This window comes from Shewanella woodyi ATCC 51908 (assembly GCF_000019525.1).
In the GTDB taxonomy this organism is placed as follows: Bacteria; Pseudomonadota; Gammaproteobacteria; order Enterobacterales; family Shewanellaceae; genus Shewanella; species Shewanella woodyi.
On the sequence record NC_010506.1, the window covers coordinates 238125 to 256621 of the forward strand.

General features: G+C 46.1%; 9 protein-coding genes. 4 read left to right on the top strand and 5 right to left on the bottom strand.

The window, feature by feature from the left end; all coding sequences use genetic code 11:
* Nucleotides 1-120: 120 nt before the first annotated feature.
* The 4 genes from SWOO_RS01010 to rsmD all read right to left on the bottom strand — a co-directional run bounded on the left by SWOO_RS01010 (nt 121) and on the right by rsmD (nt 11890).
* Nucleotides 121-681 carry a hypothetical protein gene (locus SWOO_RS01010; protein WP_195742841.1) on the bottom strand — a complete coding sequence of 187 codons (561 nt, stop codon included), beginning with the start codon at nt 679-681 and terminating at the stop codon, nt 121-123.
* Nucleotides 671-10672: an RHS repeat-associated core domain-containing protein gene (locus SWOO_RS25365; RefSeq protein WP_012322848.1), complete on the bottom strand. Its 10002-nt coding sequence runs from the start codon at nt 10670-10672 to the stop codon at nt 671-673. The genes SWOO_RS01010 and SWOO_RS25365 overlap by 11 nt, the downstream gene beginning before the upstream one ends.
* A 300-nt stretch (nt 10673-10972) precedes the next feature.
* On the bottom strand, nt 10973-11245 hold the full coding sequence (locus tag SWOO_RS01020; RefSeq protein WP_012322849.1) for a DUF1145 domain-containing protein: 273 nt from the start codon (nt 11243-11245) through the stop codon (nt 10973-10975).
* A gap of 63 nt (nt 11246-11308) precedes the next feature.
* Complete coding sequence (gene rsmD, locus SWOO_RS01025) at nt 11309-11890, bottom strand: 16S rRNA (guanine(966)-N(2))-methyltransferase RsmD (protein WP_012322850.1); 582 nt, start codon at nt 11888-11890, stop codon at nt 11309-11311.
* Nucleotides 11891-12162: 272 nt separating this feature from the next.
* Between rsmD and ftsY the strand changes: the two genes are divergently transcribed.
* From ftsY to rpoH, 4 genes are all read left to right on the top strand, one after another.
* Nucleotides 12163-13638, top strand: a complete 1476-nt coding sequence (gene ftsY, locus SWOO_RS01030) for a signal recognition particle-docking protein FtsY (RefSeq protein WP_012322851.1) — start codon at nt 12163-12165, stop codon at nt 13636-13638.
* Nucleotides 13639-13679: 41 nt separating this feature from the next.
* Nucleotides 13680-14375, top strand: coding sequence for a cell division ATP-binding protein FtsE (gene ftsE / locus SWOO_RS01035; RefSeq protein WP_012322852.1), 696 nt, complete (start codon nt 13680-13682; stop codon nt 14373-14375).
* Between the two features lie 26 nt (nt 14376-14401).
* Nucleotides 14402-15367, top strand: a complete 966-nt coding sequence (gene ftsX, locus SWOO_RS01040; protein ID WP_012322853.1) for a permease-like cell division protein FtsX — start codon at nt 14402-14404, stop codon at nt 15365-15367.
* Between the two features lie 344 nt (nt 15368-15711).
* Entirely contained in the window at nt 15712-16563 is an 852-nt protein-coding gene (rpoH, locus tag SWOO_RS01045) for an RNA polymerase sigma factor RpoH (protein WP_012322854.1), read from the top strand.
* 413 nt (nt 16564-16976) lie between these two features.
* Here the strand turns inward: rpoH and menE are convergent, their stop codons facing one another.
* A complete protein-coding gene (gene menE, locus SWOO_RS01055; RefSeq protein ID WP_012322856.1) occupies nt 16977-18491 on the bottom strand; it encodes an o-succinylbenzoate--CoA ligase in 1515 nt (504 codons plus the stop codon).
* Nucleotides 18492-18497 lie beyond the last annotated feature (6 nt).

An 18497-nucleotide genomic window follows, 5' to 3' on the forward strand; every position in this document is an offset into this window, starting at 1 on the left:
TGTGGGTGGCTCTATAAATGTTTTATTTCGGTAGAGTTTTGTCTTGACGGGATTGGAGCGTCCATATATGGCTCTATAAATAGCTATATAAATCCATATATGCCCACATTTATTGTGCTATTAATCCTTACCTCTCAGCATTACATTAAGCTCTTCATTTGTTATATTTCTGCACAGACCGCCTTCAAAAACCAAAATTGAAGACGTGATGCCATACGAGCGATAAGTTTTTTCGTTATAGGTTTCAAAAAATGACTCTAAAGATACTAAATACTTTCTAGCTGGGTCTAAGTCGTAATATTTCAATATATTCACTCTTTCTCTATACTCCTCCCCCTTTTTTATCACCAAATCACTAAATTCATTTAGTTGATCCGCTTCATCTGTTTTAAAGTTTATTTTCTCTTCAGAAAAGTTTAAAGGGTAATCATCTAACTGGTCGTATAATGCAATATTAAAGTTTGACTTAAGCATTGCTCCATTTTGAGGCAGAGCGACTTTAGGGAAAAAATAGTCAAATTCACCACTGTTCACCAAAGACAGTTTAATTCCAAATGGCTGACTTTCATTACACTCCGATATAACTCTTATTCTATTGAAATTAGGAATCCCTTCAATTTCTTCTGTGTAAACATTAAAACTGATTACCAAAAGTAAAAATACCACCATCTTATTTTCCATTAAGTGAATTCTCATAAACATATACATTGTCCTTTAATATTTTTCTATAACTTTTTCTATCAGCAAGAGTTGACAAATCTGAGTGCCAACGGTTAATCACAGGATTACGAGCCCATTTTGCATAGCTTGACAAGGTATCAAAGTTTTTTATTCCATGCCCATAGCCAAGAGTATGCATCAACTCATGTGACATTGTAGTTACATCACTTTTTTTACTTAAGTACAAAGTCGATACTGCAATTCTACCACCCACCTCTTGTCCATAATCCTCGCCATAGTTTTGAAAAACGCTAACTTGTAATGGGTTCTCTATAATGTTTTTTAACTTTTCAATTACCTTAATTGCTCGATTTATCAGAACCTCAGCTGTTTTGGAGAAATCTTGTTTTGAATTGTACCCATATGCAGCAGCAATTCTTCGATAACCACTGCTATCTGGGGTTCTAAGCGATGCTATAAACTCTTCATTCTTAGTGATTTCACTTTTAGCCTTATCCTTAATAGTTAATTGTTGCGAGTCAGTAGGTTTATTCCACTTTGAAGTGGAGCCTAAGCTTTCATTTTCAGATTTATTCTGAACACTATCCCCCCCTCCCTGTGCAACCTCTTTCGCCCCCCCAATATCACTAACCTTAAATCCAGCACTTGCTAATTTTCCAGTAATAGCACCTTTAACTGCATTTTGAGCAGCTCCATTACCACCAGTAAGATGAACCTTAGTTGTTCCTCCTGATTTACTCACTGTCGCAGTAACTGTCTGTTTAATACGGCTTCCTATCGTTGAAACCTTTATCTTGTGCTCATCCACTTCCGCTTTATACCCTGTCGGATCCGTCCCCGCTAGCGGATTATTCATTATATAAGAGTAAGGGTTCACACTCTGGGTCGATGTCGGACTCTGGATCAAAGGATCCACCGACATAAATCGACCAAGGTTATAGTCGTACACTCGACCGTTCATATGAATAAGCTTCTGCTCATTCAAATGCTCATGGTCGGTGAAGCCGCGACGATTACGGTTGGTGTCGAGTAGGTCCCCTAAACTACCTGCTGTACTCGCAGTGGAAGTACGGCCGAAGGGGTCGAAGTAGCGGCGGCTTATCACATTACCTTGATGGTCTACCATCGTAGTGGCGCTGCCTAAGCGGTCTCGCAAGGTGTAGAGCAGTTGATGGCTCTTCTGCGGCGTGTAACTCAGCACGGCGATATCAGAGATGTACGCCCGCCAGCTGCCGTCGTTGTCGGTTTCAAACAACTTATCGACATAGTGAGTCTTGGTCGTAGTGCCGCTCACTGTGCGAGTTTGCAGGGCGCGCATATTGTCGCTGCCGTACACAAACCCTGTGCTGGTGTTGTTGCCAGGGCCTCGACCACTAATCGTCAACGGCTTATCCAGCGCATTGTAGGTCATGGTGAGGTTGTCACCGCTTATCAAGTTACCGCGCTTATCGTACTTAAAGCTGACCTTAGTGCCATTCAGTTTCGTGATGGCGCAGACGGCATTTGGCCCCGCGTTGCTGTCTGAAGTACAGCTGCTGTTGTACTCATAGGCGTTGGCGGTGTTGCGGCTGTAATCAGACTTTTTAAGCAGATTACCCACGGCGTCATAACCATAATCAACGGTCGCCGCAAACGGGGTTGCACTGTCATAAATCGCAAACCCTGCGTTGCTAAAGCTGTACTGCTCTAGTCGGTTGAGGTTGTCATAAACGTAGCGCTTCTCTAATCCTGTGACCGCATTACGCTCTGCGGTGAGGTTCATAAAGCTGTCGTATTGCTCATAATAGTGCTGATGCAGCAGGCCTAAACTGCTAGTGACTTGGGTGCTGGCCATGGTGCCTTCGCTGTTATAGCTGCTGCTTTGGGTTAACAGCGCATTGGCCATCTGGCTGCCGGTTAAGTGACCAGCGGCGTCCATGTCGGTGACCGTACGGTAGATGTACCCCGATGCCGCATTGCGGGTTTGATTGAGGTAGCCCGTATCGTTATAGCGATATTCCAGCGTTAAGTTGTTGGGGTAAGTTAACGCTTTAGGACGACCGTAGAAGCTATCGTACTGGTGCTTGACGGTGCGAGTGACATTATCACCCCCTGCGCTAGTTGCTACCTTAACCGAACTTGTGGCCAGTTGCAGGTTACTTGTATAGCTATAACTGCGGGTAATGCCGTTTTGAGTCTCACTGCTGAGCATGCCCTGTTTAAGGGTATCCCAAGTGTAGCTGGCACTGCCATTGGCATTACTGCCAGTGAGGGTTTTAGCTGTGATACGCCCTAAGGTATCTAAAGCGAAGGTCTGGGTTACCTGATTGGCATCGGTTTGGCTGTCGAGCTCGCCTAAGGTGTTATAGCCAAATGTAGTGGTGCCTTGGTTAGGGTCGATTACCTGAGTTTTATGACCGAAACCGTTGTAACTGGCCTTTATCTGTTGACTGTTGGCGTCTTGAATAACCAGTGGTCGCCCTGCGCCGTCATAGGCGAAGCGGTTACTGCCACCTGCGGCATCGACGGTTTCATAGAGCAGCCCCTGCATGCCGTAGGTACGGGACATAGTGCGACTATCAACTGTGATATCGGTTTTAAGGCCCGTGTAACTATAGGTGGAGATTAACCCGCCCGACTCACCATTAGGCAAGCTGCGCTGCTTTGGTCTGTCGAAGCCGTCGAAATCACTGAAAATCGTGTAGTCAGCGCTATCGCCATCATAAAAAGGCAGCGACTCGTGGGTTAGGTGCCCTAGGCTGTCGTACTTTTTATCCAGATATTGATAATTGCTGCCATCAAAACCTTGAGTGGCACTACGCAGCGTGCGGCCTAAACTGTCGAGATAGAGCTCTTGCGTTGGCATGCCGGCAGAGGTGGTGCGGGTCATCAACTTAGCATGTGTTGGTGCATGACTGCCGCTGGAGGCTAACAGGTAGCGCAGGTATTGGGTCGGGCTGCCTGTTTGGCTCATCTGCACTGGGCGACCGATGGCATCGTACTGAGTTTGAGTGATGATGCTATTTGGCGCAGTGACCTTAGTCGGTACGCCTAAGCCCATGTCATACTCGGTTGTTGTCACATGGCCCTTAGCGTTAGTGACTTTATAGGGCAAATAACCGTCATCGGCTTGGCTAGTGCCATTTTTGGTATAGGTGAACGAGGTGCTACGCGCCGTTAATGCACTACAACTGCTGCTATCACCTGTGACACTGACCTGACTTGGTAAGCCGTAGCTGTTGAGTGTGGTCGACTCTAGCCGACTACAACTGCTGCCACTGGCGGTATGAGTGACTTGAGTGGGTTTATAGTGAGTGGTATCCCAACTGTCGACAGTGAGGGTTTGCCACTGCTCGGTGTCGGTACTTGTATAGGGGTCACTCGCCCAGCCACGTGCCATGACGTTAGTGGTCGTTTTTCTAGACTCAAATTTACCCAAGAACCAGTTATCGGTGTCGGGGATGAACACGGTATCAACTACTGTTTGGTAGCGGTTAGCGCCACCATCGATATAGTCGGTGACCACTTTAGTGCGTTTTTTGATATTGCCATGCTCTGTGACATCGGCAGTATCAATGGTTTGCTCAACGCTTGAGCGTTGCTCGCTAGACCCGCTGAGGCCATAGCTATGGGTGACCGTGCTGGTGTTGATGTTGTGATAGACACCGCTAATGGTGTGTTGAGGGTTATCGGCCCAAGTTTGCTCTGTTGTCGCAACTGTGGTGCCATCGATGTTAACCGTTTGCGATTCGAGTAGGCTGACCTCGGGGAATTTTTGCTTAAAGACGCTTGAAGTGACGCGATTTCGCGCAACATCTTTTTCGATTATCTCCCTAAAGCCGGTAAAGCCTCGACCTTGCAGGTTATACATGGCGCCTTTGTAGGCGTATTCGGTCTCGCTGGTACCGCCTACGCCGTTACTTTGCTCAAAGGATTGCACCACATACATGCTAGAGCCAAAGTGGATGTAGCCATTGCCGACATAGTCATCTACGCGATTATGAACTTTTAACTCGCCAGCACTGTTCTCGCCAGTAGATAGGGGGCGGAAACGCCATTGGCTTTGGTTTCCTAAATTATCGGTAACTGATTGTAAGTAATCGATGGCATCATAATCATTTGCAGTTTGACCTGAACCTGAACCATACCCACGTTGAATATACAAGCCATACTCAGTTCCTAATGGTCCTGCTTCTGGAGACTCTAGCCATACACCACTTGAGTCCGGACCGTAGGCAAATACCATATCTAATAGACCATTACCATTAGCATCCATTAGCGCCGATTCGCCATAGGTCCCCATAAATGGAGAGTTAAGCTTTACGGCTGATATATTTGAATCTTGATGCGAGAATTTTAGCATCTTGTATCGATATAACGTCTGATCATCTTGGGCGCTGTTACGCATTTGAGTCAGCAATGGTGTACTTAGCTCACTTGTTGGACTATGAATACTTAAACCACAACGTTGGTAGTTACCATTAAAGGACATGCATCCATTAGTTAAAACATCATGAGGGAATAACAGCTCTTCTATTCCATCGTTATCTATATCTGCAATTTTAAATGCGCGTTGGTGAGCAATATAATAAAACTCATCCGTGGGTTCTTGTGGATTACCTTGCATGATTAACCCGATTGGGATAGTGCCTGTTGAAGCAAACTTTGTTGCTGAAGTAAAACTACCTCCACCTTTGTTGACTCTAATCATCCAACCCTGATTTGTGGTTGCATCACCTGAGTAATGTATCCAGTCTCTTAATCCATCACCGTTAGTATCGATAAAAATACTACCAAAAACACGTTGAGGTAAACTGTCTAAGGGCTTGCTTTCAAAATTAAAACTACTCGGGGTACTTTTGTTTAATAGTAAGTACTTAGGTTCATTAGGCGTATACCCATGCCCAGAACTGTAGACATCTGAAACCATAAAGTCAGACAAACCGTTACCATCAATATCACCAACAGCTTCTACATTGCGGCGTTGCTGCCATTTGTAATTTTCTAGAAAAGTATTGAAGTCATTAGATACTAAATATCGGCTATTGAATGAAAAAGGAGTTTCAATATTTTGACTGTGAGGGTAGAGATAAAGTGACCTATCTTTACCATCGCCAAAACTATAAATGAGAAGATCGGGATAACCATCACCATTGTAGTCACTAACAGCTTGAACTTGATCGTATTTGTCCCCACCAATGCCATGTGTTAATGAGTTTATGGCTATTGATGTATCAAACCAGGTGTTTGTTTTACTTAAATAAAAATGTAAAGTGCCAGCGCTAACTTGGTGGAGGTCTACTTTTCCGTCGGCATCAATATCTGCAGCAATACAGGTGTTTGAAGCACTGAGATAAGTATAGTGACAAGTGGCTACAGGTTTTTGATGCTCAGATATTAACTCCATCTCGGCACTTGCGAGCACATTCGGCCAATCAAGTGTGCCGTCACCATTGATATCACCTAGTGGTTGGATAAGCTGCAGCTCACCTTCGCCATAAACTGATGTTTGTCCTGAAAAACTCACAATTTTAGGTGTGGTCTCTATATATTGAGAATCAGCCCAAGAAAATTGGGTAGATGATACGCATTGTTCTGCACCAGATTTGTAGCCACACTGCTGGACTGAGCTAAGTAAGGTGCGAGCACTGGCATTACTGTATCCGTAATTCATCTCATACTTAGCAACTTTGGTTGAGCCGAAATAAGTACTGATGTTTTTCAGACGACGTTGGATGATTAACTGACCGCCTACCATATAGCTTTTACGGTTATCGGTTCGGTTTTCATAGATAAACTCGACGACTCTATCACCATCAGTTCCCGCTGAGCCTGTGTAGTAAATTTTGGATAACAGGTGCTCACCGCTTACGCTGGTGTCATACTCGTAATCTATGGTGTTGTTACCATTAGCCCAAGATTCTTGCGTCACTTTCCACGTTAGCGTGGTGGTTAAGCCACTTGGAGTGAAGCGACTATTGGCGTTACTGCCATAAGTGGCTTGTGAGCCATCGGGGCGATGCACAGTAAAACTGGTTGAAGCTGAGTTTATCTCACCTGACTGTACCACTTTGACAAAACTGTCCATCTCGGTACGGTATTCGGTTCCACTGGTGCCGTAACTGTCATTGCTACTTAAGGTGATAAGACGTTGACCATTGAAACAGAGTCTGTCGGTATCAGCACTGAAAGTGACGGCACGGGTGAAACCATCTTGAGCGTAGGTTGCACCACAGCGACTAATGGCAGAGCCTGCATTGAGCGACCAGCCCACACCAGCTATGCCGTTACCGCCTTGTGAGTTGTAACTTAGCGATACCTTAGGTTGAATCCCGTTACGCCCTGGTGGCAAGTCGATTGGAATTTGGTAGCTGGCTTGACCACCAGATACGCCCGCCTTTCCTTTCAGTACGGCGGCTGTTAAATCGATTGATTCTGATGGGGCGGTGTCACTTCCTCCTGCGTCAGTAACTGAGGTCTGTTTTGTTTGTCTCCATGCCGGAGGTAAGGTAACAGTGACAGCAGATGATACTTTCCAATCACTACACCCCGATGTATTACATGCATTGACTCGGTACTGGTAACTGCCGTCGGCATTGACCACTTGAGCAAAGCTTGTTCCCCCTTGAGAGGCTAAGTTTGTCCAAGCGCCGCTATTAGCACTTTGTTGCAAGGTATAGCTAGTTGCAGTGGATACCGATGACCAGCTAATCGCGATATTGCCATCAGTGACAGTGGAGCTGGGCACTGAAACACTGCTCGGGGTTAGAGGTGGCAATAAGACTGTGACAGTCGATGATGTCCGCCATCCACTGCAACCAGATGTATTACAGGCTCTGACACGGTAGATGTAGTTACCATTGGTTCTGTCTGCACGGGTATAGCTAGTTGCAGCTAATGTACCCGACTCCCAAGCGCCGCCATTTTTCTGTTCTTGCAGCGTATATTCTGTTGCGGTTGAAGAGGCGGACCATGAAAGCTCTATTATGCCATTGGTGTTGGTTACCGTAGGCACAGAGAGGCTTGCAGGAACTGGAGGCGGCATCAAGACCGTTAGCGTTGATGATGCGCGCCAAGCGCTACACCCTGAAGCGTTACAGGCTCTTACTTGATATTTATAGCTGCCATTTGGGCGACCAGTTCGATTGTAGTTTGTAGCTGTCGGTGATGCGATAGTTGACCAAGCGCCATTACTTACGCTCTCCTGCAACCTATAGCTTGTGGCTGTACTCACTTGAGCCCAGCTAATTGTAAATGAACCCGTTGTACTGCTTGAAGGCACACTAATTGATGAAGGGGGGAGCGTATTGGTAAAGGTGTTTGAGTATCTGTAGTTACTGCAACCACTCGAATTACATGCTCTTACTGCGTAACGGTATGTCGCATTGGTGCGGTTGGTGTAACTTTTACTGGTGCCATTGACGGTTTCGTGTGTCCAGCTTGCACCATTTACACTTTGAGCGAGTGTGTAGCTAGTGGCAGTACTCGTCGCTGGCCAACTGACTGTGAAGCTTGAAGTATAGTTTGTCGACGGTGTGGTTATGGAGCTTGGCACCGCAGGCTTATTGAGCACGTTAAATGTGCCACTATATTTCCAGCCACCACAGGCTGATGCATTACAGCCCCTGACTGCGTATTGATAGGAGGCATTTCCTCGGCCTGAATATGACTTATTTAAACCTGAAACCGTAGTATGGCTCCAACTTCCACCATTCACTCTTTCTGCTAAGGTATAGCTTGTCGCCGTAGCGCTTGCTGGCCAGCTAATCGTATAGCTGCCATTGGCAACCGTTGAGGTCGGAGTCGCAATACTGGCTGGAACTGGAGGGGGTAACAAGACTGTGACTACAGAGGAGGTTCGATATCCCCCACTGACAGAGCCATACTTAGCTTTAACGCGATATTGATAGGTATTATTTGTTTGCCCCGAAACGCTTTTAGCTACAGAAGTGCCGCTATAGATACTTGCCCAGTTTCCTGAGCCAACCTTTTGTTCTAACTGATAGCTAGTTGCACCAGATACTGCAGCCCAACTAATTGAGTAAGCACCATCGGCATCGTTTGATGGCACTGAGATAGAGCTGGGTGTTTTGACTACGTAGGTTGCTGCAGAGGTGCGGTATCCACCACTCACTGAGCCATATTTGGCTTTAACGCGATATTGGTAGGTATTTGTGCCAAGGCCTGATACGGATTTACTGCGACCCGTACCGCTGTAGATACTGGTCCAACTGCCCGAACCCGTTTTTTGCTCTAACTGGTAACCTGTTGCACCAGAGACGGCAGCCCAACTGATTGAATAAGCGCCATCACCGTCATTTGACGGCACTGAGATAGAGCTGGGGGTTTTGACCACATAGGTTGCTGCAGAGGTGCGGTATCCACCACTCACTGAGCCATATTTGGCTTTAACGCGATATTGATAGGTATTTGTGCCAAGGCCTGATACGGATCTACTACGAGCAGTGCCACTGTAGATGCTGGTCCAACTGCCTGAACCAACTCTTTGCTCTAGCTGGTAACCTGTTGCGCCAGAGACTGCTGCCCAGCTAATTGAATAAGCGCCATCACCGTCATTTGACGGCACTGAGATAGAGCTGGGTGTTTTGACCACATAGGTTGCTGCAGAGGTGCGGTATCCACCACTCACTGAGCCATATTTGGCTTTAACGCGATATTGGTAGGTATTTGTGCCAAGGCCGGATACGGATTTACTGCGACCCGTGCCGCTGTAGATACTGGTCCAACTGCCTGAACCAACTCTTTGCTCTAGCTGGTAACCTGTTGCGCCAGAGACTGCTGCCCAGCTAATTGAGTAAGTGCCATCGCCATCGTTTGAAGGGGCTGAGATAGAGCTGGGTGTTTTGACCACATAGGTTGCTGCAGAGGTGCGGTAACTGCCACTCACTGAGCCATATTTGGCTTTAACGCGATATTGGTAGGTATTTGTGCCAAGGCCGGATACGGATTTACTGCGACCCGTGCCGCTGTAGATACTGGTCCAACTGCCTGAACCAACTCTTTGCTCTAGCTGGTAACCTGTTGCACCAGAGACTGCTGCCCAGCTAATTGAGTAAGTGCCATCGCCATCGTTTGAAGGGGCTGAGATAGAGCTGGGTGTTTTGACCACGTAGGTTGCAGCTGAGGTGCGGTAGCTCCCACTCACTGAGCCATATTTGGCTTTAACGCGATATTGGTAGGTGTTTGTGCCAAGGCCGGATAGAGATTTACTGCGACCCGTGCCGCTGTAAATACTGGTCCAACTGCCAGAGCCGACTCTTTGCTCTAGCTGGTAACCTGTTGCACCAGAGACTGCTGCCCAGCTAATTGAGTAAGCACCATCGCCATCGTTTGATGGCACAGAGATAGAGCTTGGAGTTCTGACCACATAGGTTACTGCTGAAGTGCGGTAATTTCCACTGATTGAACCATATTTAGCTTTAACGCGATATTGGTATTTATTTGTGCCAAGGCCTGATACGGATCTACTACGAGCAGTGCCACTGTAGATACTGGTCCAACTGCCAGAGCCTACTCTTTGCTCCAATTGGTACCCCGTTGCACCTGATACAGCAGCCCAACTTACAGAGTAAGCACCATTAGTATCACTTAGCGGAACAGTAATGGAGCTAGGAGTTCGAATTACATAAGTATTCTGAGAAGTTTTATATCCTCCCCAGACTGTATCTATTCTGGCGTCAACTCGGTATTGATATTTACCACTTTGACGATTAGCAACGGTGTAGTGACTTAAATTACCCTGATATATAATGTTCCATGCCCCTCCATTCTTTGACTCTTTTAATCTATAGGTCAAAAAAGAAGGACTTCCTGAGGAGGTTAATAGCCAGCTAATTTCATAACTTCCATTGAGTGATATTGAAGGGACTGTAACACTGTAGGGGATATTTGGTACTGGTTGTGGTTCAGGCTCCCATTCGGCTGTTACAGAAAATGAAAACAGAAAAAGTGCAGTAGAAAAAAGCTTCATCATCCATGAAGTAGGGCGCATAACAATCCAGTTATCGGTCGAAGGTTGTATAAAACGTAAACATTTTGAAACACAATGTCAACAGAGTCGAATATTGGTTTTATTGCGGTTTTTGAAAAATGGTATACTGCTCCCGTTTTTCTTTGTAGTTCAACCCGCTTTTGTTTTGATTTTTTATAGTGGTTAATGCTGCTTTGGTTTGTTGTGTTTGGTAAGAGAGGAGATGGAGCTAGGCTGAGTGTCTTATCATTGATGCTTGGTAGGCTGAATACCCAGCAAAAATGACAAGATTCTTTGATGTGACTTCTTAAAGTTTAAAACTTAGCTCTTTTCTATCACTTCTCTTCTATAGGCGAGTAGGCTAAATACGCCGAAGGCGAAGACGTTGAGGTAATCACTGCGGGTTAAGGGTAACTGTGTTTTAAATAGACGGTGAAAGATCAGTATTTGTATGCTGTGCATCACTAATGTCAGTAGCAGTAAGGTATTAAGTATCAAAGATATCTCACCGTTAAATGGCATCACTAGGTTATAACCCATCAATACCCAAGCTAGCAGGGTAATCCCCTTGCCTATAGTCACAATAAACGTCATATTTTTCTCATCAATGTTGGTAAACTTATAAGTGATGCTAGCCTGCTTATCGTACCTCGTACCTTAAGGCTGATATTGATACAACCTGTAGGTCACCTGCCCAGCTTTCTTCTCTTTAAGTTGAACCCAGTCGCTAGGCACGTTTAAATGAACGAGCTCGCTTTCTGTTTCCACATAGATCTGTGCATTTTCTTTAAGCCAGCTGTTTTGTGCGAGCAGCGTGATGGTCTTTTCAGCCAGTTCTTTTCTAAAAGGGGGATCGATATAGACGATATCGAACGCCTCTGTAGGTGCGACTGTAAGTAAGGCTAGTGTGTCACCTTTGATCACCTCTGCCACATCTGATGAGCACTTTAGGGTGTTAAGGTTCTCTTTTAACTGCTGTGCAGCACTTGCTTGTAGCTCAAAAACCTTAGCGTAGCTTGCATAGCGCGAGAGAGATTCAAGACAAAGTGCGCCACTGCCACCAAAACAGTCTAAAATACGGGCGCCGACAAGATCACCCGCTAACCAGTTAAATAGGGTCTCACGGACACGGTCTGTGGTCGGTCTAAGACCTTCAAGATCTTGGATCGGTAAACGTCTTGAACGCCATTGTCCTGCAATGATCCGAACTTGACCGCTAGAGGGGCGATTTTTAGCCATCTTAATCCTGCTTACTTAAATATGCTGGTAAATTGTACTGTGATTTTGCCTGAAGAAAGAAAGTGCTAGACTGTCTCGCTTTGCTTAAGCCCTCCATTTTAACTCAAAGAAATTTTAAATGGTGTATTCCTGTGGTTTAAAGCGAAAAATCGGTGGTTTTGCTGCATATTTGCATCCATGTTTTGGTTATAATGTGCCCCAAATTAAATGAATGGGTGATTGTTATCAGTCCTCCATTTGAAATGAAAGCTAGTTGAGTATCGGTATCACACATGGCAAAGAAAGGTTTTTTCTCCTGGTTTCGTAAAGATAAGTCACAAGATGAAGTGCAAACTCAGGAAGTTGAGAGTGTAACGGAGTCTCAAGAGAAGGCGCGTATTGAAGCGGAAGCTGTAGAGCAGGCGCGTATCGAAGCGGAAGCTGTAGAGCAGGCGCGTACCGAAGCTGAAGCGGTAGAGCAGGCGCGTATCGAGGTGGAAGCGGCAGAGCAGGCGCGTATCGAAGCGGAAGCTGTAGAGCAGGCGCGTATTGAGGCTGAAGCGGCAGAGCAGGCGCGTATTGAAGCGGAAGCTGTAGAGCAGGCGCGTATTGAGGCTGAAGCGGCAGAGCAGGCGCGTATTGAGGCGGAAGCGGCAGAGCAGGCGCGTATTGAAGCGGAAGCGGCAGAGCAGGCGCGTATCGAAGCGGAAGCAGCTGAGCAGGCGCGAAATGATGCGGAAGCAGCAGAGCAGACTCGTATTGAAGCTGAAGCGGTAGAGCAGGCTGAAGTTGTTACCGAGGAGCGTCAACCAGAGCCTCAGGAGAAGCCAGCTAAAGAGGGCTTTTTTGCTCGCCTTAAACGTGGGCTTAAGCGTACCAGTGAGAATATCGGTAGTGGCTTTATCGGCTTGTTTAAGGGCAAGAAGATCGATGATGATCTTTTCGAGGAGTTAGAGGAGCAGCTGTTGATCGCCGATGTGGGCGTTGAAACTACGACTCGTTTGATTAGCAGCCTAACAGAGCAAGCGAGCCGTAAGCAGCTTAAAGATGGTGAAGCCCTGTATGAGCTGCTTCGTGAAGAGATGCAAAAAACCTTAGAGCCAGCCTCTATCCCACTTGTGCCTGAAAATGCAGATGGTCCATTTGTTATCTTGATGGTAGGTGTGAACGGTGTGGGTAAAACCACCACAATCGGTAAGTTGGCTAAACAGTATCAGGCTCAAGGTAAATCAGTTATGTTAGCGGCAGGGGACACTTTCCGTGCTGCTGCGGTTGAGCAGCTACAGGTATGGGGACAGAGAAACGATATCCCTGTTGTGGCTCAACATACCGGTGCCGACAGTGCATCTGTGCTATTTGATGCACTTCAAGCCGCTCGCGCTCGTAATGTGGATGTATTGATTGCCGATACCGCAGGTCGATTGCAGAATAAATCTCACTTGATGGACGAGCTTAAAAAAGTCGTTCGTGTGATGAAAAAGCAAGATGAGAATGCCCCTCACGAGGTGATGTTAACCTTAGATGCAAGCACTGGTCAGAATGCAATTAGTCAGGCTGAGCTGTTTAAGCAAGCTGTAGGAGTGACAGGTATCACCATCAGTAAATTGGATGGTACAGCGAAAGGTGGTGTTATTTTCGCAATAGCTGATAAGTTTGGTATTCCTATTCGTCATATTGGTGTTGGTGAACAGATTGACGATCTACGTACTTTCGATGCTAAAGACTTTATTGATGCGCTATTTACACAAGAAGCCGACGAGAAAAAGTAGTTCATATTCACAATAAATAATAAAATGGACAGCCAACTTAGATGATTCAATTTGAGCAAGTGAGTAAGGTTTACCCCGGCGGGCAGAAGGCTTTGTCAGATGTAAATTTTCACCTCCAGCGTGGAGAGATGGCGTTTTTAACGGGCCACTCAGGTGCAGGTAAAAGTACCTTGCTCAAGTTAATCACTGTGATAGAGCGTGCTAATGCCGGGCGGGTGCTGATTAACGGCCACAATATTGCCGACTTGTCTGCTAAGGATGTTCCCTACCTAAGACGTGATATCGGCATGATATTTCAAAATCATCACCTGCTGATGGAGAAGAGTGTTTTCGATAATGTGGCTCTGCCTCTGGTGATTGAAGGTTTCTCCCATGGTGAGATTAAGAAGCGCGTCCATGCGTCGTTAGATATGGTGGGGTTATATGGCAAGGAGCGTCATAAACCCATTATGTTATCCGGCGGTGAGCAGCAACGCGTTGGTATCGCTCGCGCAATTGTTAACAAACCTCCGCTACTATTAGCCGATGAGCCGACGGGTAACTTAGATCCTAAGCTGTCGATGGATATCTTGCGCCTTTTCGAAACCTTTAATGATTCAGGCACCACTGTCTTAATTGCCACCCATGATCTTGGGCTTATTGCGAGAATGAAGTATCGCACCTTGACCCTGAAACAGGGCCATGTGTTGGGGAGTGATGAGCTGTCAGCATCAACTACCTACTCACCTAAGATTTAACCTCACAGTGGAGCATAGGGAATAACATGAGCAACAAGCCTCAGTTAGTCAGAAGTAAACTGCCAATCTCTGGTCGTATTGTGATGTTTTTCATTCGCCATATTCAACATGCAATGGGAAGCATGGGAGAGCTGTGGCGTAACCCAGTTTCATCTTTGATGACCATGGCTGTTCTTGGTGTGAGCTTAAGTTTACCAGCCGCTCTGCAGGTACTGGTTAAAAATGCCGAAGCTATTACTCAATCTTGGAATAGCGCCGCTGAAATTTCACTGTTTATTGATGATGCTCGTAGTGACAAGACGATTCAGAGTTTAATCAGCCGAGTGAAAGTTTATTCAGAGGTGAGTGAAGTTAATTATATCAATCGCGATCAAGCGCTGGAGGAGTTTCAGAGCTTGTCGGGGTTTGGTGAGGCGATATCTTATCTGGACACCAATCCGCTGCCAGCAGTGGTGACCGTGACGCCTACACTTAAGTACTCAAGCCCGACAGGCGCTAGAGAGCTGCTTAAAAAGCTGGAACAGGAGCCTGAGGTCAGTTTTGGCCGGTTAGATATAGAGTGGCTCGAGCGCCTACAAGCTGTGGTGAGACTACTGGAACGAACGGTACTGGCTATTGCGGCGTTGTTAGTATTAGCTGTGGTATTAGTGATAGGCAACACGATTCGCTTGGCCATCATGAATCGCCGTACTGAGATTGAGGTCATGAAACTAGTCGGGGCGACAGAAGCCTTTATTCAGCGTCCCTTCCTTTATACGGGAATATGGTTTGGCATCATAGGCGGGGTACTGGCCTGGATCATCATTAACCTGTTGGTCTGGTATCTGGACTCGGCTTTGGCTGAACTATTGGGCCTGTATGGCAGTCAGCTAGAGATGCAAACTTTGACTCTGGTCGAGCTGGGCCAACTTGTCTGTTTGGCCTCCTTCTTAGGTTGGTTAGGCTCATACCTCTCAGTACGACAGCACTTAAGAGCAATAGAGCCGTCTTAGCTTGATTTTCAGGAGCTGATAAATTTTATTGCTCCATTTAATGACACTTGGGGCATTATGAACTAAGTTTCATTTGCTTTGTCTATTCTCATAGAGCAAAAATAACTCTCGAAAATTAAGTGGTATTAGTCTTGAGGTTGACATAAGTTGTCAAATCTAGGATAGTTCGTCACCTTGCCGTTTTAGTCTAAAAGGTGAGCTGGTTTAGTTTTTACTTAATTTTATTGTAAGAAAACGGTGTTACGCTGTGTCCTTATATCTGAATCGAGTATAGACAGCCAGAAGTGAACAGAATTAGTTCACTGTAATTGTTAGAATTTAAGTAAGAAAATGTAGGAGCATGAATGACTAATCAATCAATGGCACTTACGGTTCCTCACGGAAGCGGTAGCTTAGAGGCTTATGTCCACTCTGCGCACAACATCTCGATGTTGGAGCCGGAGCAGGAGTATGAGTTAGCTAAGCGATTACAAGAAACAGGTGATCTTCAGGCTGCGAAACAGCTCATTATGTCTCACCTACGTTTTGTAGTGCATGTTGCTAAAGGTTACTCAGGTTATGGTCTTCCTCAGGCTGATCTTATCCAAGAGGGTAATATTGGTTTGATGAAAGCGGTGAAGCGTTTCGACCCAGATGTGGGCGTTCGATTGGTTTCATTTGCTGTGCATTGGATCAAAGCTGAAATTCATGAATATGTGCTGAAAAACTGGCGCATAGTAAAGGTTGCGACAACTAAAGCACAGCGTAAGTTGTTCTTTAACCTTCGTAAATCTAAAAAACGTCTCGGTTGGTTTAGTGATGAAGAGGTTGGCATGGTTGCCGATAACCTTGGTGTCTCTAAAGCCGATGTGACTGAGATGGAATCGCGTATGGCGGCACAAGATCCTGCATTCGATCTTGCCAGCGACAACGATGATGACCAAGACTTCTCTCCGGTTCACTATTTAGAGGACCACTCCTCAGATCTGGCATCACAAGTTGAAAATGATAACTTAGAGTCAAATAACCAAGCGCGCCTACTGTCAGCCATCAAAACCTTAGATGAGCGTAGTCAGCATATCCTGCAAGCACGCTGGTTAAATGAAGATAAGACAACGCTACAAGAACTTGCTGCAACATACCAAGTCTCTGCTGAGCGTATTAGGCAACTTGAAAAGAATGCTATGAACAAGCTTAAAGGACGAATGGAAGCGTAACTGTTTTCTAAGTCTCAACAAAAAACCTGCCGCGGCAGGTTTTTTTATGTCAGGAACATTTATGCTGATAGCCCATGGATGGTTAGTTATCAGCTTTGTACATGGCAGGAGATGTTCCTACATCTCTGTGCATTCCTATCATCCCTGATAGTCAGAATACTTATCCCCGATCGCAGGGTTCCTGAAATGTTCCCTACATTTATTGGTATTCCCTACATTCAGGTCAAAGCGATGGTCGATGATGTTCCCTACATCATTTCGACATTTCCTCCATCCGTGGAGGTCAAGGGGGTTTGTGCCTGGAACATTTATGCTGATAGCCCACGGATGGATAGTTATCAGCTTTGTACCTGTCTCCAGAACATTTATCCTTTCGTGCCGAAACTCGAAACTCGAAACTCGAAACTCGAAACTTAACCCTTCAACACCGCCTCTATCACTAGCTTTCTTGATACTTTTAATCCAACCGACTCTACCTCCGGCCAAGGGTAGTAGAGGCGTGGACGTTTAAAGCGGGCTATCTTGTCACATAAAAACTGCTCAAACTCATCACTTGCGGTGAGTTGCTCTATCCCCTCAGTGCAGAGGAGGGAAGGTTTAATCACTGCCGTAGGTAAGTGGCCAAACTCGCTATCAGTTTGAGGAAATACTATCGCGTCGTCTATCTGGGGATGAAGTTTCAGTGCTGCCTCTATCTCTTCTGGTTGCACGTTCTCGCCGCCACAGACAAACATGTTGTCGCAACGCCCTAAGATATGCAGCTTACCCTGTTTATCCCAGTAACCTCTATCTTTGGTGGGGAACCAGCCGTCCTCTAGTGGCAGATTGAACTTAGCTTGGTTGTCGCTCCACTCGAGATAACCTAAAAACAGTGTGCCGCCTCTGACATAGATCTGTTCATCGACAATCTTGAGCTCTCTGCCAGTGATTGTCTGCCCACAACTGCCATCTGCGCTTGCCGTACCTGTGGTGATCTGCGAAGACATCTCTGTCATGCCATAGCTGGTAAAACTATTAATATTCAGGGTATTAAGTCTTTCAATAAGATCTAAGGAGATAGCTCCACCTCCTAGTAGCAGTGACTTGACTCCCTGTAGAGGCGAGCTTTCCTTGGTAGTGCTCTGGCTCTCTAACAAGTGAACTAGCTGTGTCGAAACCAGCGACAGGTGAGTAATAGGCGTTTGTTTTAGTTGAGCGGTAAGGCTGAGGGTTTTATCTTGCATCACCACAGCGGCCCCAGCTAATGCGCAGCGGTTAATGATGGCCAAGCCGCCGATATGAAATAGCGGCAATGAGAGCAACCAAGCATCTCCAACCTCGAGGGGGATCTGATCTGCAGAGCCTGTGGCGCTGACGATATGGTTACTAAGGCTGTGCACCGCCGCCTTGGGCTGACCGCTGCTGCCGGATGTTAAGATGAGATTAGCAGGAGACTCAATACTCACCTCTACTGCCTTTGCTCTACTGCTGCTATTGAAGTCTACGGTTAACTTAGCAGTGGAGAGACCGTTGTCCGAGAACAGCAGTTCAGGTACTTGTGGCTTAGCTTGATGAGATGAAAAGAGCGGACTGTAGTGCGCTCCGCTCCAGATATAGTTGAGCCTATGTTGCTTAATCAGCTTAGAAAGTTGCTTAATAGGAAATCGTGGCGACAGCGGACAAAAAATGACACCCGTGTCGATGCAAGCCCAGTAGAGCAGGATTAACTCTACCGAATTAACATCGATACAAGCTAAACGATCACCAGGTAAGAGACCTTGAGCAGTTAACTGCTCACCAATAGCGACCACTTTTTGACTTAGTGCGCTGTAGCTTAGCTGATGCTTCACCCCATCTTGATGCCATACGAGTGCATCACGCTCTGGATAGTCCACAGCTGCTTGATGCAGTGGAGAGAGGGCGCGTAATTGAAACTTGTCTGTAGCCAACTGTTT